This window comes from Chloroflexota bacterium (assembly GCA_023475225.1).
GTDB lineage: Bacteria > Chloroflexota > UBA6077 > FW602-bin22 > JAMCVK01 > JAMCVK01.
In genome coordinates this window covers 134,770-152,786 of the sequence record JAMCVK010000024.1, presented here as the reverse complement: position 1 = coordinate 152,786, position 18,017 = coordinate 134,770, and the positions used below count along the sequence as shown (strand labels likewise).

Below are 18,017 nucleotides of genomic sequence, written 5' to 3'. Positions count from 1 at the left end.
CAGCGTAAGAGGGATGATAGAATAGAAGCAAAAGAGGCTCGGTCTCATCCCCTGCCCTATCTCTATTGAGGAAGGCAAAGGCGGCGGGAGGGATCAGCCGCAAGGCAGTGTGTTACAATAAGCCTATCCTCTTTATGAGAGCCTCGCTAACTGCGAATTGTGGGACACTAATCCATATAACGGGTGTGACTGTCACCTAACTGATGGGCCAGTTAATTGATACCAGGAACCACAGCATACTTCATCGCCGATCTTGAAGCACCATCTTGCCTCTTAGGCCAGCAGCTCGATGTTCCTCCACGCCACATAGGCTTTGTGGCCATCTTCCAATTCCACCTCTACTAACTTGGCTACAATCCCGCTCTCGATGCGGACAGGCCTCTCCAACAGAGTGGTGATCCGTCCAACCATCCCTAATCTGGCTCCATCCGTTAGGCACACTGTACGACCGGGCTCTAAAGATAGCGAGGTGAGCACTTCCGCCTCCTTACTGTCTAATAGCGGTATGATCACCTCAGGGAGACAAGCAGCCAGTTCGCCCTGCACACCAGCCGATAGGGTAGCCATCCGGCCCTCGTAAGAGCGAAATAGGTTGAAGCTCAGTGCAGACATTTGCCTGCACCCAAAACCCTCTGTTACAATGACGGTTAACGGCTGGGCGTTCTCCACTAACCATCGGTACGTACGGCCGCTAAGACCCCCAACAACGATGCCCGCTACACCAACCTCAGCGGCGCGGCTGATGACCTCTACGCCGATGGTGCCACCAATTACTATAGCGTGGCAGGAATCATCGATAGCAGCGACCTCTATCGCCTCATCAGGGCCACCGACAGCGATCTTGATAGGGCCATAAACATCCTTCCCATATCCGGCCATCCCCTGAACATAAGCCGCCGTCACCTCAATGACCGCTCCCCGCCCTGATAATGTGTTTACCACTCTACCCCCAACGTAGGTCCTAATTTCGATCTCCCGGGGAGATGGCTGAATGACTACTTCACCAGAGTCGGCAAGGCGGACGACGATGCCCTCTACAGGGGCATAACAAAGGCGCTTTCCGAAGCCGGGAAACAATTTTCGCATGGCCAGGGGCTCCCCCTCCCTTACAGTGTCCCCCACCTGTTTCAGGAGATAACGTTTCAGGTCACCGCCCCTCATTCCCAGGAGTCGCCCCACCGGAACGGTCACCGACTCCTCCGGTAGCCTCGCCCTGGCCAGGATATGATTCGGCTGCAGCCAATCGCCGACCGAGACCAATACCTCTCCATCGATTGGTAAACGCTTCACGATTCGAATCGAAGCCTTAGAGGCTACCCTTCGTTCTGGAAGTGGCTGATTCAACCTACAACCCCTGATCTAGAGCAATAACTGATACTTTCACTCGATCCATAGACTGACATTGCCTCGGCCCACTCCTGAATCTTAGCCGTTCTCTCCGTATCAGAGCACGCTAAGGAGAAAGGTCTGCCTCTGGCATCAATGATCAGCCTTAATGCCCCGCCCCCGACCATAAAGCGCGCCTTGCGGTCTTTCCCCTGACCCACATCGAGCCCCCGTGCCGGCTCAACAATCACACGCGCCTCTCGAGCCCCCTCCAGCGGCAAGCAGATAAGACGTCCAAAAGGGATGTCTGTCTTCCAATCTTTCCTATCAGAATAAGTTACCTTTACCGTCAAGGCACGGCTTCCTATACGCCCATCCCCTACAGGGGAGATGCATGTTCCCAATCGTAGTAGCCCATCTCCCAACAGTGCCTGCCCAGCGACCCTCGGTTCACATCCGGCCAATACACCCAATTGGGGGAGGAGGCCCAAATGGTCTATAGCCAGTTCACTGCTGCCAGCTGGCATCAAGGCATCGAGCAACAAAAGCGCGGCAAAGCCTGGGGAAGGAGCATTGGACAGTACAGCACCTCGCCCAACTATGAGGCAGGGTTGGGATTGCTGTCCAGCGACGGTTGCCTGAGCCACCTGCCGTACCACTTCTCTGGCCAGCGCCCCCTCTACCTGCACGGCCAGCCGTGTCTCTGGAATCGTCCATGGCCGCCCCCACTTGTTCCAGATAGCATCGTAAACGACGTCCTCCGCACCCTCAAGGGGCAACCAACGAGCCACATCAGGGATGAACTCAAGTAAGGCCGTAGCGCCACGGCCGGTACCCAAGCCAACACGGAGACGAGAGGTAGTCCCCTCCTTTGTTACTGATATGATACTGGTGTTATTCCCTCCGATATCAACCCCTAAAACATTGACACCATAATGGACAGATAGAAAGCGCAGCGCGCTTGCGAAGGCTTCCCAGATGGAGACGGGGGGAATACTTAACCAAGATTGGAGAGTGGCGTAGCCGGGAATATCGGATAGAAGGCGTTCCTGCCAGATACGGCGCAGCTCGCTGCGAGCTGGTTCAAGGTTCTCCTCGGTCAATGTCGGCCGCAGATTCGCTACATGACGTAAATCATACCGCTCACCCAAGATTCTTTCCATCCACGGTGCTATGTCGGAATTGCCTGCGAAGACGATCGATGGTTGTCGCCACACAGAACATCTTTCATCTGAGGCCAATAGCTGAGCCAAGGCGATCAATTCGCCCTTTGCTCCCCCTTCCGTACCCCCGGCGATCAACAGAGCATCCGGGCGGCAATCATGGATAATCTGCATGACGCGTTTATCTTGAGGTTTGATCTCATCGAGTGAGATCCTCCCCAAAACTAGGGCATCCACGCCACTTGCGGCGCGCAGGGCACTCTCTGTAGACAATCTTGCCGCTGTTCCAACCACAACCAGCCTTAGTGGACCTCTCACACTGGCCATACAAAGGAAGAGGTCTACCCCACTACCATCTTCCCGCTCAGGTGTGATAAGTCCATTTGTATCGAATAATTTACGTCCACTGATCGCTTCGATTTCAGATGCTGCCGCGCGGATGCCGCAGCTTACATCCTCTATGGGCGAATGAAGGGTGGTTGGCACCTCTCCTCTGGCGATGAAACGATGTCGTCCTTCAACCAAATCCAGAAGAGATAGTTTGGTCGTTGTACTTCCGAGGTCACCCAACAAGATGGATCCCGTCATCACCTAATCAATCCTAGCCAATCACCCAGCAAAAAATTTAAGCGACCAATAAGAAGGGAGACACGCGCCACAGCTAAGCTGGCGAAGAGAGCCCCAAAGGAGATCATTATAATCCACTTGCCTACCGTGCCACTGATTCGCAGGGCTCGCACCCCCACGCCCTTATCCCCAGCTGTAAAATAGAAATAGCAGAGGCCACCGACCACACCGATGAACATTACCGTATTGCCGGCCAACTGCTGCCAGGCCGCCGGGCTCGCCAAATCACCGATCTCGAGAGATACGGCGGCTGCTCCGATCTGGGGTACTAGCGTGCCGGCTAAAGTGCCGCACAGAATCAGCGCTGACCCAACACCAACGACGATGGCTAGAGGGAAATTACCCATCCAACCGATAGGACGGTACAGCTTTGTTAGGAACAGCAACCCCAGAATGGCTGGTACGCTTACCGTGGACCAGTCTATCGGTCGTCCTTCGCTAAATGGTTGGATAACTCTGGGCAAGAGGACCTGATGATAGATTACAACGGTAACATAGCCTATACTTGCCCCTACGAATACATGCTCCGCTACCCGATAAGCAGCGTTATCTCGCCATAGATAAGTGAATACCAACAATGTTAATAAAGCCGCTACAGTTATGCTCAACATCCCTGAATAAGGAGCTAAGAGGCTAAGCCAATCTTCCATCAGACCCACCTCCTCTTATCTTAGACAAGAGATAGACGACGTTCCCCGCAAGAATGAGCAGGACAAGAAAGGCGATAGCCAACGACTGGGCCCTGATGGTTGGTACCTGATAGTTCAGATGGGAACCCAGGAGGCTAGCATATTCGGCTGCTCCCCTCACCCCACTGACTAACCCTACCAGCTGCGGGCTTTTCGCTTGAATGTAGGGAGCTAGCGCCGGTCCTGCCGCCGCTGAGGTGGCTCCAGCTATCTTTAGCGGATACCTGGCCCCAACTTGCTGTAACCAGCGGATTAGATGGGCTTCATCACCAGATAAGACGATGATCAGGTCGGCATCTCGCAGCCCCTTGCGTTCTTCGAGCAAAGCGTACTCTTTAGAGGGCCCATCGAGGGCATAATCGTAAGGCAGGGCCTGAGCAAAATCTGTCGCCATCAGCGCTAGCGCCGACTCATAACCCGGAAGGTATCCTAAGTTTAGGTAATCTACACCATATCGGGCATCATATGCTGTGGCCATCTCGGTTAAGTAGCGCTGCGCAAAAGCCGGCCCTTGAGGCACCGAGCTTACGGCTATCACCCTCAGCCTCCTCTGAAAGAGATGGCGCGTAACTTCCCTAGCTAGAGGAGCCATCTCCCCAAGTGTCGCCGCATCCCACTCATAGGCTACAACTACAACCGATCCGGAGGACAAGGATTCGATCGAGTCAAAGAATTGTCTGGTAGAAGCTGCTACAGTCGGTACCGTCGTAGGAGACATCAAGAAAAGAGGAAGGATGACTGCCACAAGCAAACCAAGGTTTATAAGACGCGCCGTGTTTATCCGCAAACCTCGCCCTTTGGCCACAATAGGCGTCGGCCCTGATGATCGAGCAGCCAATACACTCAGGAAAGTAGCGCCCGGATCTGAAAAGGTGTCCTCTGGCACTGGAGCAGTTACCCCAGTCGACTCTGTGGCTAACGACCGAGCTAGGGTCAGTCCCTCTCGATTCACCGAGCCGAGAGGAGGCGTCACTCCCACCTCATACCCCGACGGCTGAGAGGTTTTTAACGCCTCTTCCGGCTGAGCAACCGTTGCTTGCCTTCCCGTTTCATCTGGAGTAGGAGTATCCAATGGAGCAGCCTGGATGGGGGTCTGCTGCTCTTCTTCCATAACTGTCCACAAATCTTTCGGGACCTCGGACTCAGGTGGCTCCACTGACTCTGGAGTTAAGCGAGCATCTAAGATATTTGCGGGCACAAGTTGAGCCCCACAGCTGACACAGTAATGATAAGTGGCGATGTTGCCCGAACCACATGTGGAGCACTGCACTACTTCCCTGAGGTTCTGACCGCATTCATTGCAGAAATTGCTTCCATCTCTATTTGCTGTGCCACAGTTGGGACAAAAGATCAACTTATCCTCCATAATCAGGGGAAGTCTTACTCTAAGTAGTGTCGATCCAGGCCAACCAATGCACGTACAGTCGTGGCGATGATCCCCAGTGATGCTCCCAAGATAATGCCTCTCATTCCTGCCGTCATGGGATAGGCTACTAACCAATCTTTCAGGTGGGAAATCTCCGGCCAAGCCGTTGAGGCCAACGGGATCTGCCCCAGAAGTATGATGACAGCGGTCAACAGAAGTAAGGTTGCCTCGAAAGTGTGGGCTCGTAACGCCCGATAGGCCGCTGAGGCGACAAAAAAGGCCAGCAAGGAGAAGATAGTCGCATTTAGTGGGGTATAGATATAATCAAAAATCCAGACGACGACTGGATCATTTGGACCGCGCGAGCCAGGCCAAACACCAAACACGATGATGACCACCGCTGTTAACAACAGACATAAACTATAAAAGCGATTACCTTTCCTTTCTACAATGGCCGAGATATGGACACGGCTCACGTTCAACAACCCCAACAGCAAAGCGACAGCTGCAATAATGGTGACCCAGCCGACGAGAAGATCGCTAATCACGTTGAGATAGGTATTCGTCACAAAATAATCGGCGCTGACGACTGCACCAGCAGTGATGGCTATGGCCAATGGGATGCTTTGTCGCACAGCAATCTCCTCTCCCGATAGCACCGAGGTATTCCTGCAGATTTAAAGAAGTCCGGCCGTTCGCAGGATCACCAGACCGATAATTATGCCAATGATTAGCTCGCGAGTCCAATCCTGCGCCAGTAAACTACCTAGATGGGCCCTATTCTTCTCCACATAGGCTCCAGCGGCGAACATCTCTTCGCCCAGCAGGTACTCGTCGGCTGAAGTAACCACAAACGGTAATACCTGAGGGGCACTGGTACCGACAACTTGATAGATGCCCTCCCTTGCCCCCACCTCACCCATCAAGAGATATTCATCGCCCAACCCGCCCACGATCACATTACCAAGAGGATGCTCTCTATTCAGTAATCCCATTATGCCCGCAGCATAAGAGACAGGCTCGGGAGCAACAAAACGGGCCTCTTCACCTTTGCCCACTTGCCCTTCGGCCAAGGTGGAACCCGCCCGAGCCAGGATGCCCTGACTCGCCGCAAGCGAGACAGGGTCAAGAGTAGTAACCACTAGGGGGAACCGGCTAGCAACGGCCCTTTTAGCCAACGCCCGCAGCATCGTCAGACCAGCAAGAACCTCCGCCGTGAATCGGCTGACGAGTGAGGCCGTCCCAAGGCTACAGTGGATCAGTTGTGCGCTCTCAGAAGACGCCTCGATCAACCGCTCGAGGCCATCGAAAGCACGGATCGGCCGCAAATGCGGGGACCGCCCGCCACGCAGGGCAGATAAGGCCAGGAAAAAGAACAACAAGAAAGAGAACAACAGACCCAAAGCAACGAGCTTCGTACCATCCAGATGCCAATCGACGATCAGTTGCTCAAGCATGCGAACAGTGACCTCCTTGGAACGCTTTATTACTGATGGTCACCTCTGGCCAGAGCATCAAGCCGATCCAGCAGACGCTCTACACTGTCCCTATTCGCAAAGAGGGCTGCATACTGCGTTAGACGATCCCCCGAAATGAAAGAGAGCAAGGGCTGAAAGAAAAGCAAGGCTTGACTGCCGATGAAGCTGAAGGGTTTGTTACTCTCCAGGAAAATAATCGCCGGTGTGATTAAGCCGAGCCGCTTGACCCTTTGAGCCAGTTCCTCAATCAACTGTGTCTCAAGATCAGGACTAAGATTCACCATCATCACCTTGTTACAGACCGGCTACAGGTTGATGCTCCATCCTAATAATCAGGTAGGCACATCAATGATGACCGCAGTATAACACAGGATAGAATTAGAGGGAATAGGACGAGCGACAAAATATCTTCGGGTAACTCCTTGGGATAGTGTTAAATATCCAGTTACTCTATTGGCGTCTCTCAACAACACTAGCTTGTCCCATGCTGAAGCAATCCTCTCCTTCAAAGCACACTAAGCCGACTGTAGCCTAGCCAGCTCACGCTCGAAGACAAGGTAAGCATCTTCACCAAATAGGGCGAAAACGATCCTTTCCAATCCCGTAGGTCCCTGCAGATGTTTACGGACCTCTTCCAACATGACTTGAGCGGCCTTCTCCTTGGGAAAGCCTCCGACACCTGTACCCAAAGCAGGAAAAGCGATATTCTTTATGTGCAGCTCCTCCGCTCTTCGTAGGCTGTTCTGTGTGGCCAGGCGTATCTTCTCCGCATCGGTACGCAGGTCCTGTCCCATCACCGCCGCATGGATGACATATTGCGCCTTTAGCCGTCCTGCTCCAGTGACGACCGCTTCGCCGATTTCAATGGGCCCTTTCCGTACAGCCTCCTCCTCTATCTCACGGCCACCCCTCTTCTTTATGGCCCCAGCCACACCTCCACCCATCCAGAGATGGTTGTTGGCCGCATTCACCAGGGCGTCCACCTCGAGCTCTGTAATATCCCCCTGCACCAACACGATTTCAGCCATGCCTTAACCCTCAGCCAGCCTAAACCTACGTATACCATAATAGGTATCGCGTTCAATCAAATCCTTAATAGTCTCAGGTGAAAAGCGATGTGACTTACTATCTAATGGGATCCACTCAGCCAACTGCTCCTGTAACGACTCTAAGCCAATGGGCTGATTACCATTGGCCAAAAAGATGCGAAACACCGCTTCCAGAGTAGGGGTCTCAGTGGTGATGTAACCTTTCGTCTTGGCGCAGCAATTTCTAATGACGGAGAAAGGGTTTGTCCCAAAGCGGGCACTTCTTGTCTCGAAGATTACCTTCCCCGTCTTCTGATCAATAGTGGGGACACGCTCCTGTACTTCTGTTCCCACCCTCTGACGACAAGACCGGCAGAAGCGTGCTTGCGCAACAGCCTTGAAAGAGCGATTATGGTCATCATACCATTTCAAATCAATAAAATACTTCAGCTCCTCCTCGTTGGTCACCGTGTACTCCTCCTCGCTCGATTTGTTTCTCTGGCTCATTCTAAGGCAAGTGGCCCTCTTTTGGCAACGTTGGGAGGAATCCGTTATAATGCAGTATAATAAAACCAGGCTACAGCGAGGGAACTGTGTGTGATGATAGCAATAGTCCAGAAACTGTTAAAGACAGCTTTCGCGGCACTGCTGATCGAATTCTTAGAGACGGCTCTACTGACACTACTCATCTTTGCCCTGGTGCGAGGCACGATCCAGAATTTCAGGATAGAGGGCAGCAGCATGGAGCCAACCCTCCATGACGGTCAGTACCTGATGATCAATAAAGCCATGTACTGGCAGATCAACGGGAACATTCTTGCGCGCCTCTTGCCTGGCGACCAATCTCTAGATGGAAAGACGCTCTTTTTATTTCATCCTCCTGAGCGTGGAGACATCATCGTATTCAAATACCCCAGGGATGTGCGCCGTGATTTCATCAAGCGTGTCATCGCTATTCCAGGCGATACTGTAGAAATAAGGCAAGGCAAGGTGTTCATAAACGGGCAACCATTGCAGGAAGATTATGTGGCCAGCAAGCCAAACTACTCATGGGGACCTCAACAAATCCCCCCGGGCTATTATTTTGTATTGGGTGACAACCGAAATTACAGCAGTGACTCTCACATCTGGGGATTAGTGCCTGCCGAGGATATAATCGGCAAGGCATGGCTTCGCTATTGGCCACCGAATCAGTGGGGTCTACTGCCCAGTCCCTCTCTTATGGCCAATGGATCTCGCTAACAACTTCATTCCTTTCTCGAGTCATCTCGATTCAGAAAGTGACGAACCACCTCAATGATCAAACTGCTTATCGCTACTCGGAATCCAGCTAAAGTGCGCGAGTATTCCCAGTTACTGGCCTGTTTACCCCTTCGGTTAGTCTCCCTTGTAGATGAGCAGATCACTCTGATCGTCGAAGAGACTGGCCAAACGTTCGCTGAGAACGCTAAATTGAAGGCATCTCAATATGCCTCCGCCAGTGGGCTTCTCACTCTGGCCGATGATTCGGGGTTGGAGGTTGAAGCCCTGAACGGGGCTCCTGGCGTTCGCTCAGCCCGCTACGCCGGGCCAAGAGCCACCAATGCCGACAGAATCCGTCTCCTTCTCCAGCAGCTGCAAGACTTCCCTTGGGAAAAGCGTGCGGCTCGTTTTCGCTGCGCCATAGCTGTGGCTACACCAACCAATGAGGTCTACTTGAGCGAGGGGCGCTGCGATGGTGTCATATCCTTTGAGCCCAGGGGTAAGTACGGCTTTGGTTACGATCCAGTGTTCTTTCTGCCCGAGTATAATAAGACGATGGCCGAGTTGAGACCCGAGGAAAAGGACCGTCTTAGCCACCGGGCCAAGGCAGCGCAGGGAGCACGAGCGATCCTACAACAATTGCTCGTGGCTGCCGAGACCTCCTTTAGCGACCAAAGAGACGAAGAAAAAAGCTTGACGGCTGCTCCTCCAGATGCTTCAGCCTGTCCTTGATCTCCCCAATTTCACTTTCGTAACGCTCTATAAACGCTTCCACTCTCTCTTGGAGTTCGGCCAACTCCCTCTTCCGCTCTAAGGCTTCCTGTTGCCAGATCTCCGCTAGTTTTTGGGTGTTAGCTAGCGCAGCACCAGTTGCAGATAAGATCCTCTCCAGATGCGCTATAGTCGAGTAGCCCGGTAAGGCAACAGCCTCTGCCTCTCCCCTCTCAGCTGTCAACCTACTTCGCCGTGAGGCCCCATAAATAGAGCGAAGCTCACCCAGCACCTGGTCATAGGTCATACCCTTAGAGAGGAGGTCCTTGGCCTTGGCCAGGATCGTGATATCCCGTGGGGTGTAAAGGCGATGACCCGCTTTGCCATCTGCTGAAAGAGGAGGGTTACTGGCTGATTCCGATAGGACCTCAGCGAACTTACTCGAATAAACGCGTAGTGTACTGGGGGCCAGGTCCAGCCTCTTAGCCACTTGGGCCGGCTTCGCCAATTCCTCGGGCATCGCTCTCCCTCCCTATAAATAGTCTAACACAAAATATCCGCACAGTACTATAGCTACCCCAGGATCAAGCCGCCATAGCGGGTGGTAGCGCCTTACTAGCGATTGTATCATTTCGATGGCGATTTTGCAATTCGCCAATGATTCGCAAACAACCGCTATTGTCCGCCATGGTACCCCGCCCCCCCACTAGATGCCCAAGCCCCTCAATAATCAATAGTCCTATCTGGGGCCCTATTTGTGGGGCTGGACCACTCATCCATGAAGTAGAGCAGAATGGACCCAATGGCCACATCAGGGTTTTTCAACACCAAGTGAAGGGGACGGCTTTGACTGAACCCCAGACCAGCGGATATAGAGGAATTGCACCAAGATATTCTCAGCCTTCCCTTATATTCGAATCAGCCTATCCCCAGAAAGCCTCTTTTTGCAAGGATAAAATATTATGACAAGTATCAGGTAGAACGCTATAGCGACCTTATGGCGGTTCCCAAGCCCTTAATATTATGTATATTTGATGTTATGACAAGTATACTGCCATTTTTCGGTCTAAACGAAGGGGTCGGGGGGAATCTGCTCTAACACTACTCCCGGCGGAACGGCAGAGACCGTTCTCCAGAATTAGCTATGACCTGAGGCTTATCGGTTGAGGGTACGCTCAAGGATGAGCAGTGTACCTCAATAGGGAGGAGACATCTAATCCGCTATGGGATTTACCTGACTAAGGGGACCACAAACTACTGGCCGCGATTACCCTCTTGTCCCATTACCGGTGGGGTAGTCAGTGGACAAGAGGACTTAGAAAGGACCGAGGGACGAAAACATCTGAGTATAAAGCACCCAATATGCGTTACATAATAACAGCAGTACATATGTTATTATGTACTGCTGCATTAAATGATGAAATGACAATCATCTATATAAACTATAGTACAATCGTACAGCAGTACTGATGTTAGCTTGTACTGTAGTACTGATGTAAGCATGCATTTATGTCATTACATACTTTTGTAATGAATGTCTGATAAGTCGCATCAACCCGGCTGTTGTAACGCCTTCCTGATACGCTCAACCAGCTCTTCCTCGCGCCGCAGGCTGGTCAAATCCACTCCAGCCTGTATGGCCACATCTAACAGGGCCCTGATGATCGCCGCTTTGCGGATAGCCCGACCACCATTGCGGCGTGCTTCGCGACACTTGTCGTCTAGCCAATCCAAATGCTGCTCCTCCAGAAAGATGGCCGATTGCCTGGTGGGTTCTTTCTTCTTGGACAGCAGTTTGGGTTCCTCTGGAGGACGAAAGAAAAGTGACTTACCCTCTGGTACAGCTGCACGTTTAGACATTGTCGAGCTCCTCCGCTAACTGACGGTAGGCGCGTGCCCCGTCACTGAAACTGGCGTAAGTGAGAATCGACTCGCCCTTGATAGGTGATTCTTTAAAGCGAACACTCTCGCGAACTACAGCACCAAATACCCGTATGTGAGCACCTAGACCATCCTTGGTCCTCTCCAGGATTTCCCGAGAATGCAGAGTACGCCCATCGTATCTGGTCGCCAGAATACCCTCGATGGTCAGACTGGGATTGACCTCGGACTGAATCTCTCGCACAGTGTCCAGGAGAAGTCGAACCCCGAGCATCGTATAATAGTCGCACGTCATCGGGATGAGTACGCTATCTGCCGCAGAAAGGGCATTTACTGTAAGCAGACCAAAGGAGGGTGGACAATCCAGCAAGATGTAGTGATAATGATCACGTACAGGCTTGAGGACATTCTTGAGCTTATCCTCTCGCCTATTCATATTAACCAACTGCAGCTCCGCCGCTGATAGATGGATATTAGCCGGAACCAGGTCAAGATTCAGCTCCACGCTAACGATAACCTCATCGATCTTAGCTGTTCCTAACAGCAGATGATAAGTCGTCTTCTCCAAAGTGTACAAGGGTAAGCCGCATCCTTCTGAGAGGCTTCCCTGCGGATCCAGGTCGACCATGAGAACATATCGACCACGTTCAGCCAGGGCCGAGCCTAACGCCCTGGTCGTGGTAGTCTTCCCTGATCCCCCCTTCTGATTAGCTACGGCTATGACGCGTCCCACATTTTCACCTCGTATATTATTTGGACTATTCCCCAATCGACCCTGGGAATGGGATCGGCGCTTGGAGTATCAGCTGTGTCTATCACCACCCTTCACTAATGTTTTGTTATTATATACGTTTATTAGCCTGTGCGATTATAATCTCGCTCCATCCCCACGTCAAGCCCACTGAGTTGCTAAATATCGTCTCCGGCTGCTATATTGACTCAGATCTCAGAGAATCAAATGGCTCGTTCTGCAGTTCTCTCAAGAAAGCCCTCACTGAGAGCAACGAGGCAGCTGATACTTGAGCCCATATTAAGGAGAAGCGACCATGACCAAAAGAAGATGCCTCGTCTTGAATCTGGGACTCGTCGAGTATCGCCAGTCCCTTGCCCTTCAAGAGAGGTTGGTAGAGGAACGCCGTGCCGACCGTATCGACAACCTCCTTCTCTTGCTCCAACATCCCCCAGTCATCACTATTGGACGCCGTGGACATAAGGAAAACATACTGGCCTCACCATCCGTCCTGGACAGGGAAGGAATAACCATCTGTGAAACCAATCGTGGTGGGGATGTAACTTACCACGGGCCTGGCCAGCTGGTCGGCTATCCCATTCTAAGGCTGGCCGATTACGCCTGTGATCCACTTGAATACCTTCGCCGCTTGGAAACCGTCATAATCAGAGCCCTAAGCCATTGGGGCATCGAAGCCAGACAGGTTCCCGGCTATACCGGCGTATGGATTGGTGAGTCCAAGGTGGCCGCCATCGGCATCGCCATCAGGCACGGTATCACCATGCACGGCTTCGCCCTTAACGTCAACACCAATTTAGACCACTTCGCCCTGATCGTCCCTTGTGGACTCAACGACAAGGCTGTAACCTCGATGGCTGCTTATCGGAACCAGAAGGTAGATTTTACGGCCGTAATGGAGCATATAACCGAACACTTTGGGCAGGGATTCGGTGCAGAGATGGTGAACCTTCCTGTCGAAGACGCTGCTCAATATTCGAAGAATTTCCTCTTGGAAATGCCTCTTTGAATATGCTAAGATAGGAGTACCCTTCGGATAGCGAGGTGGCTCAGGAGTGCGGTTACCACTTTACCTCCTGTCTTGCTTGTTATTAACCCTGGCAGCTATACCAATTCAACCGCCAAATGTCGCCCAGGCTGATGGGAGTAAGATTCGGCGCATCATTTGGGCCTACTACGTTCCTGATGATCCCGCTTCCTGGGCCTCCCTTCAGTCTTATATCGGGGAGCTCGACTACGTTTCCCCTCATTGGCTCAAGATCGACGCAAAAGGTGAGCTTCAGAGCCGGGAAAACGAAACGGTGCTATCCTACATTAAATCGAAGGGCGTCAAGGTGCTGCCCTCACTCACCTTGGCTGGCAGCAACAGTGCAGAGACAGCCCATCATCTTCTAACCGAAGCGCCCATCAGAGAGCGGGCCATTAACAACATCAAGAACAGGCTCCTGGCCCAAGGTTATGATGGTATCCATATCGACTTTGAGGGCTTCGACGCGGCCGATCGCCCCTTCCTCACTGACTTTATGGCCCGTCTGGCCACCACTTTGCACCCGGTAGGCAAGCTAGTGACTATGGCCGTGCCAGCCAAAGAGAGCGATACGACCACCGGCTGGGCCGGCCCCTTCGACTATCGCGCCTTAGCCCCCTCTAATGACCTTATCCTGCTGATGGCCTACGGCTTCCGCACCTCTAAAAGCAAGGTACCAGGGTCGGTGGCCCCATTGCCCTGGGTGGAAAGATGTCTTCGTTTCGCTGCCACAGAGATACCACCCGACAAGCTGCTGCTCGGCGTTCCTTTCTACGGCTATGATTGGACTACCGGCTCCACAGCTCCAGCCCAGGTGCGGCGCTATCCGGAGACAATGGCTATCGCCAGGGAACAGGGAGCACGTGTGGAATACGACCAGGAGAGTCGCTCTGCTCACTACCGTTACCTCCAGCAAGGACAAGAGCACGAGGTTTGGTTTGAGGATGCAGCCAGCCTCGCTGCTAGACTCGATCTGGTTGATAAGTATGGCCTGGCTGGAGCCGGGGGCTGGCGTCTGGGACACGAAGACCCGCAGGTCTGGACGGTTATGCAGGGGCGTCTGGCGCATCGCCTCTGGTATCTGGCCGAAGGCTCTACCGCCCCACCCTTCCATACTTGGGTGCTGATTCAGAACCCTAATCGAACAGCAGCTAACGTGAACATAACTTTCTTCCGGGAGGATGGCTCCCGCGTAGAAAGGCAGTATCGTCTAGGGCCAACCTCCCGTTTCAGTCTCTTCGCTAATGAGGTAGTACCCAACGCCGCCATCTCAACGTTGATCAAGTCTGATCAACCGATATTCGTGGAACGGGCGATGTACTTCGGACATGATGGCCACGCCTCGGTGGGAATAACGAGCGGCTCAACTCGCTGGTATCTGCCTGAGGGTCGCGCCGGGCAGGGATATGATACCTGGATCCTTTTGTTCAACCCCGGCGGGGAGCCAGCCGACACCAGGGTAACCTTTATGGGCGAAGATGGTTCAATCGTAGAGCGCACTTATCAACTGAAGCCCCATTCTCGCTTCAACCTTCTAGCCAATTGGGTCCTACCGGCCGGGAATTTCAGTACCCTCATCGAATCGAACCAGGCCATCATCACCGAAAGAGCAACGTATTTCGCTGGGGGAGGACACGGCTCGACCGGCAGCCCTATCACAGCAAACAGGTGGTACTTCGCTGAGGGATACACCGGTCCAGGCTATGAGACTAATATCCTCTTGATGAACCCAAATAAGATGGCGGCCGAAGCCACCCTGACCTGGATGAAGGAGGATGGCACGACCGTGAGGCGAACTATCGGTCTGCGGCCAACGAGTCGCACGACAGTTTATGTCAACACCATTGTTCTCAATGCTGCCTTTTCCACCGAGGTGGAATCCACCCAGCCAATCGTGGCCGAGCGATCGATGTATTTTGCCAGGCAGCAGGGTGGACACAGCTCGTTGGGCACGCCCCTCGCTGCCAGGGAGTGGTATCTGCCGGAGGGTTGCACGGCTTATCCTTTCAGTGAGTTCGTTCTGATCATGAATCCCGGACAGAGTTCGACCGAAGCCAAGGTCACCTTTATGAAGAGCGATGGAGGGGTAATATCGCGCGAATATACCCTGGCGCCAACAAGCCGGCTGACCATCCCCGTAGGAGATATCGTTCCCAACGCGGCCCTTTCCACCCAGGTGCAGGCCACTGGACCGGTCGTCGTCGAACGGGCCATGTACTTCTCGGAGGGGCGTGGTGGAACGGCTACCCTTGGGATTCGACCATAGGATGGGGGGCAGCGATGATAAATGACCATCCTATTGGGTTATTCGACTCTGGAGTAGGTGGGTTATCGATTATGCGGGAGATGCAGCGACTCTTACCTAAGGAGAACCTCCTGTACTTCGCCGATACGGCCCATTGCCCCTACGGCTCCCGTTCGCCCCAGGAGATCCGCAGGCTCGCGCACGTTATCACGGCCTTTCTCGTAGCAGAGGGGGCGAAACTCATCGTTGTCGCTTGTAATACGGCCTCTGTGGTCGCCTTGGCTCACTTGCGGGTGAACTACGCCCTTCCCTTCGTCGGGATCGTCCCCGCCATCAAGCCGGCTGCCTCAACCACCCAGACGAAGCGGGTCGGAGTCATTGCTACCGACGCCACCCTCCAGGGGGCGGCCTTCGCCGAGCTCGTCGAGAAGTTCGCCTCCAACGTCATCCTCTTCTCGCAATCTTGTCCAGGTTTAGTCGAACTAGTCGAAGAGGGTGAAGTGGATGGAGCCCGCGCTGAGCAACTGCTCCGGATGTACTTAGAGCCATTGATCAATAATGACATAGATACATTGGTGCTTGGCTGCACACACTACTCTTTCCTTCGTCCAACGATCGGCAAAATCCTGAATGGCTTGCCTCTAACCATCATAGACCCGGCCGAGGCGGTGGCTAGGCAGGTCTACCGTGTACTGGAGTCCAAGGGATGGCTGAATACAACGAACGATGCGCCACAGGAAGTGTTTTTCACTAGTGGCGATCCCCTGTCCTTCCGCCGCATAGTCGAAAAGATCTCCGGTCAGCAACCACAAAGAGTGCAGCCAGTCAGATTGATTGTACCAGAGCAGAGCATAGAGACATGAACGCACTGGTTGGCGAGCGCTACGAAATCATGGAACAGATTGGCGAAGGGGGCGCAGCCATCGTCTACAAGGCGAGGGACATCCTCCTGGATCGGCCGGTAGCTCTAAAGGTGCTACGTGAGCAATACTGCCTTGACCCGGCGTTCGTCGGACGCCTCCGCCAGGAGGCCCGGGCAGCAGCAGGGCTTTCCCATCCCCATATCGTTGAGGTCTACGATTACGGTAAGAGCGACGATCACTACTACCTCGTTATGCAGTATGTTGAGGGTCAGAACCTTAAGGAGTATCTCTCTAAGAGGGCACCGCTACCAGCCGACCAGGCCGTGGAAATAGCCCAACAGATTTTGGCCGGACTCCAGGCCGCTCACACTAAGGGAATCGTCCACCGTGATATGAAACCTCAAAATGTGCTCCTCACGCCGGAAGGCGTAGCCAAGGTTGGCGACTTTGGCTTGGCTAAAGCCCTGAGCACACCGGCCATCACTGAGGCTGGTATGACCATCGGCAGCGTTCATTACCTCTCGCCCGAACAGGCCCTGGGTGAAACGGCTACGCTGGCCTCCGATATTTATGCCGTGGGCATTATTTTATACGAAATGTTGACCGGCCAGCTGCCCTTCGACGGGGAAAGAGCCGTACAGATCGCCCTGAAGCACGTGCGTGAGACACCCCTCTCGCCTCGCCGTCTGGTGCCCAGCATCCCCCTAGCACTCGAAAAGATCGTTCTCAAGGCTATGGCCAAGGACCCTCAGCAGCGTTGGAGCAATGCCAGCGAGATGCAGCAGGCGCTTGAGGAGTACCTGGCCCTCTCCAGGCAGGCCACGGTGCCGTTGTCCACCTTACCCTGGCGGAGGAAGGGAACACCATCTAAGCCCCCCGCTCAACGCCGGGCTATCCCGGCAAAGCGACCAACGGGCAAGTCCATCGGCATACTCCCCTTCCTGCTACCACTGCTGCTTTTGAGCGTGTTCGTGCTGGCAGGCCTCGGTGTACTTCTCGTGTTATCAAGAGGCGGCTTACCTCTGGCACAACCGACCCCCCAAGCGACAGCCGCCCAGTCCGTGGGAGCGGCTCCATCACCAACTGCAATCACTCCACCGATCGTTACCATCAGTCCACGTCCCACGATCCTTAGCCCTGCGGCGGGAAGCCCGTCCCAAACAGAGATAGTGTTAGAGGATACGAGCTTCAATGGTAGCTTCCGCAATCCTGGAGAGAGTACCTACAAGGGGGCTACAGCTACCTGGCTTTATGGCACCCGTACAGATTATTCTGTTATGTCAGCCGTCTTCTATTTACGAGACAGGCCAAAAGGACAGGCGACCTTAACCATACGGGGCATGGACTCACCCGATCGAGAGAAGACCAGGATCGTTGTGCTGATCAATGATAACGTGGTCTTTAAGGGCCTGAACCCTTTCCCTGACGAGGTGCCGGCAGCGTCAGAGGGACCCTGGGGAACACATAGTTGGGAATTCCCCAACACGTTCTTGCAGGCGGGACGCAATATTTTGACCATCAAGAATCTGGAAAACTCGCCCAACACCGATGCCCCACCCTGGTTTATGCTCGACTGGGCGAAGATAGAGTTCAGGGAGACTGTCGAATGAGATATAATTTCGA

General features: G+C 53.5%; 18 protein-coding genes. 6 read left to right on the top strand and 12 right to left on the bottom strand.

Annotated elements, in window-relative coordinates:
- Window positions 1-273: 273 nt before the first annotated feature.
- The 9 genes from M1136_05360 to M1136_05320 all read right to left on the bottom strand — a co-directional run bounded on the left by M1136_05360 (window position 274) and on the right by M1136_05320 (window position 8,145).
- Window positions 274-1,344: a hypothetical protein gene (locus M1136_05360; GenBank protein MCL5075065.1), complete on the bottom strand. Its 1,071-nt coding sequence runs from the start codon at window positions 1,342-1,344 to the stop codon at window positions 274-276.
- The gene (locus M1136_05355) at window positions 1,341-3,077 is read right to left on the bottom strand and encodes a glutamate mutase L (GenBank protein ID MCL5075064.1); all 1,737 of its coding nucleotides are present in this window, start codon (window positions 3,075-3,077) and stop codon (window positions 1,341-1,343) included. The genes M1136_05360 and M1136_05355 overlap by 4 nt, the downstream gene beginning before the upstream one ends.
- On the bottom strand, window positions 3,077-3,766 hold the full coding sequence (locus tag M1136_05350) for a hypothetical protein (protein ID MCL5075063.1): 690 nt from the start codon (window positions 3,764-3,766) through the stop codon (window positions 3,077-3,079). The genes M1136_05355 and M1136_05350 overlap by 1 nt, the downstream gene beginning before the upstream one ends.
- Complete coding sequence (locus M1136_05345; protein MCL5075062.1) at window positions 3,750-5,171, bottom strand: zinc ribbon domain-containing protein; 1,422 nt, start codon at window positions 5,169-5,171, stop codon at window positions 3,750-3,752. Before M1136_05345 ends, M1136_05350 begins: the two co-directional genes overlap by 17 nt.
- Before the next feature lie 14 nt (window positions 5,172-5,185).
- The gene (locus tag M1136_05340; protein ID MCL5075061.1) at window positions 5,186-5,806 is read right to left on the bottom strand and encodes a hypothetical protein; all 621 of its coding nucleotides are present in this window, start codon (window positions 5,804-5,806) and stop codon (window positions 5,186-5,188) included.
- Between the two features lie 42 nt (window positions 5,807-5,848).
- Entirely contained in the window at window positions 5,849-6,628 is a 780-nt protein-coding gene (locus M1136_05335) for a hypothetical protein (GenBank protein MCL5075060.1), read from the bottom strand.
- Between the two features lie 29 nt (window positions 6,629-6,657).
- Window positions 6,658-6,936, bottom strand: coding sequence for a hypothetical protein (locus M1136_05330; protein MCL5075059.1), 279 nt, complete (start codon window positions 6,934-6,936; stop codon window positions 6,658-6,660).
- Window positions 6,937-7,164: 228 nt separating this feature from the next.
- Window positions 7,165-7,677 (bottom strand): macro domain-containing protein, encoded by a 513-nt coding sequence (locus M1136_05325; protein MCL5075058.1) that lies wholly within the window; start codon window positions 7,675-7,677, stop codon window positions 7,165-7,167.
- Between the two features lie 3 nt (window positions 7,678-7,680).
- A complete protein-coding gene (locus tag M1136_05320) occupies window positions 7,681-8,145 on the bottom strand; it encodes a hypothetical protein (protein MCL5075057.1) in 465 nt (154 codons plus the stop codon).
- A gap of 132 nt (window positions 8,146-8,277) precedes the next feature.
- Here M1136_05320 and lepB point away from each other — a divergent pair, with 132 nt between their 5' ends.
- Together lepB and M1136_05310 are read left to right on the top strand one after the other, a co-directional pair.
- Window positions 8,278-8,919 (top strand): signal peptidase I, encoded by a 642-nt coding sequence (gene lepB, locus M1136_05315; GenBank protein ID MCL5075056.1) that lies wholly within the window; start codon window positions 8,278-8,280, stop codon window positions 8,917-8,919.
- Window positions 8,920-8,973: 54 nt separating this feature from the next.
- Complete coding sequence (locus M1136_05310) at window positions 8,974-9,651, top strand: XTP/dITP diphosphatase (GenBank protein ID MCL5075055.1); 678 nt, start codon at window positions 8,974-8,976, stop codon at window positions 9,649-9,651.
- On the opposite strand, the gene M1136_05305 is transcribed toward M1136_05310, so the two are convergent.
- The 3 genes from M1136_05305 to M1136_05295 all read right to left on the bottom strand — a co-directional run bounded on the left by M1136_05305 (window position 9,584) and on the right by M1136_05295 (window position 12,244).
- On the bottom strand, window positions 9,584-10,150 hold the full coding sequence (locus M1136_05305; GenBank protein ID MCL5075054.1) for a helix-turn-helix domain-containing protein: 567 nt from the start codon (window positions 10,148-10,150) through the stop codon (window positions 9,584-9,586). The genes M1136_05310 and M1136_05305 overlap by 68 nt on opposite strands.
- A gap of 1,031 nt (window positions 10,151-11,181) precedes the next feature.
- Window positions 11,182-11,490: a hypothetical protein gene (locus M1136_05300; GenBank protein ID MCL5075053.1), complete on the bottom strand. Its 309-nt coding sequence runs from the start codon at window positions 11,488-11,490 to the stop codon at window positions 11,182-11,184.
- Complete coding sequence (locus tag M1136_05295) at window positions 11,483-12,244, bottom strand: AAA family ATPase (protein MCL5075052.1); 762 nt, start codon at window positions 12,242-12,244, stop codon at window positions 11,483-11,485. The genes M1136_05300 and M1136_05295 overlap by 8 nt, the downstream gene beginning before the upstream one ends.
- Window positions 12,245-12,557: 313 nt before the next feature.
- Here M1136_05295 and lipB point away from each other — a divergent pair, with 313 nt between their 5' ends.
- From lipB to M1136_05275, 4 genes are read left to right on the top strand one after another with little or no spacing between them, the layout of a single operon-like run.
- The gene (lipB, locus tag M1136_05290; GenBank protein ID MCL5075051.1) at window positions 12,558-13,268 is read left to right on the top strand and encodes a lipoyl(octanoyl) transferase LipB; all 711 of its coding nucleotides are present in this window, start codon (window positions 12,558-12,560) and stop codon (window positions 13,266-13,268) included.
- A gap of 46 nt (window positions 13,269-13,314) precedes the next feature.
- Window positions 13,315-15,552: a glycosyl hydrolase family 18 protein gene (locus tag M1136_05285; GenBank protein ID MCL5075050.1), complete on the top strand. Its 2,238-nt coding sequence runs from the start codon at window positions 13,315-13,317 to the stop codon at window positions 15,550-15,552.
- Window positions 15,553-15,566: 14 nt separating this feature from the next.
- On the top strand, window positions 15,567-16,394 hold the full coding sequence (gene murI, locus M1136_05280) for a glutamate racemase (GenBank protein MCL5075049.1): 828 nt from the start codon (window positions 15,567-15,569) through the stop codon (window positions 16,392-16,394).
- On the top strand, window positions 16,391-18,004 hold the full coding sequence (locus M1136_05275; protein MCL5075048.1) for a protein kinase: 1,614 nt from the start codon (window positions 16,391-16,393) through the stop codon (window positions 18,002-18,004). Before murI ends, M1136_05275 begins: the two co-directional genes overlap by 4 nt.
- Window positions 18,005-18,017: the final 13 nt, after the last annotated feature.

Excerpts from the sequence above, each read along its gene's own strand:
- M1136_05355 (MCL5075064.1), bottom strand. The coding sequence starts at position 3,077 with ATGACGGGATCCATCTTGTTGGGTGACCTCGGAAGTACAACGACCAAA.
- M1136_05305 (MCL5075054.1), bottom strand. The coding sequence starts at position 10,150 with ATGCCCGAGGAATTGGCGAAGCCGGCCCAAGTGGCTAAGAGGCTGGAC.
- M1136_05275 (MCL5075048.1), top strand. The coding sequence starts at position 16,391 with ATGAACGCACTGGTTGGCGAGCGCTACGAAATCATGGAACAGATTGGC.
- lipB (MCL5075051.1), top strand. The coding sequence starts at position 12,558 with ATGACCAAAAGAAGATGCCTCGTCTTGAATCTGGGACTCGTCGAGTAT.
- M1136_05330 (MCL5075059.1), bottom strand. The coding sequence starts at position 6,936 with ATGATGGTGAATCTTAGTCCTGATCTTGAGACACAGTTGATTGAGGAA.
- lepB (MCL5075056.1), top strand. The coding sequence starts at position 8,278 with ATGATAGCAATAGTCCAGAAACTGTTAAAGACAGCTTTCGCGGCACTG.
- M1136_05300 (MCL5075053.1), bottom strand. The coding sequence starts at position 11,490 with ATGTCTAAACGTGCAGCTGTACCAGAGGGTAAGTCACTTTTCTTTCGT.
- M1136_05310 (MCL5075055.1), top strand. The coding sequence starts at position 8,974 with ATGATCAAACTGCTTATCGCTACTCGGAATCCAGCTAAAGTGCGCGAG.
- M1136_05345 (MCL5075062.1), bottom strand. The coding sequence starts at position 5,171 with ATGGAGGATAAGTTGATCTTTTGTCCCAACTGTGGCACAGCAAATAGA.
- M1136_05325 (MCL5075058.1), bottom strand. The coding sequence starts at position 7,677 with ATGGCTGAAATCGTGTTGGTGCAGGGGGATATTACAGAGCTCGAGGTG.
- M1136_05350 (MCL5075063.1), bottom strand. The coding sequence starts at position 3,766 with ATGGAAGATTGGCTTAGCCTCTTAGCTCCTTATTCAGGGATGTTGAGC.
- M1136_05335 (MCL5075060.1), bottom strand. The coding sequence starts at position 6,628 with ATGCTTGAGCAACTGATCGTCGATTGGCATCTGGATGGTACGAAGCTC.
- murI (MCL5075049.1), top strand. The coding sequence starts at position 15,567 with ATGATAAATGACCATCCTATTGGGTTATTCGACTCTGGAGTAGGTGGG.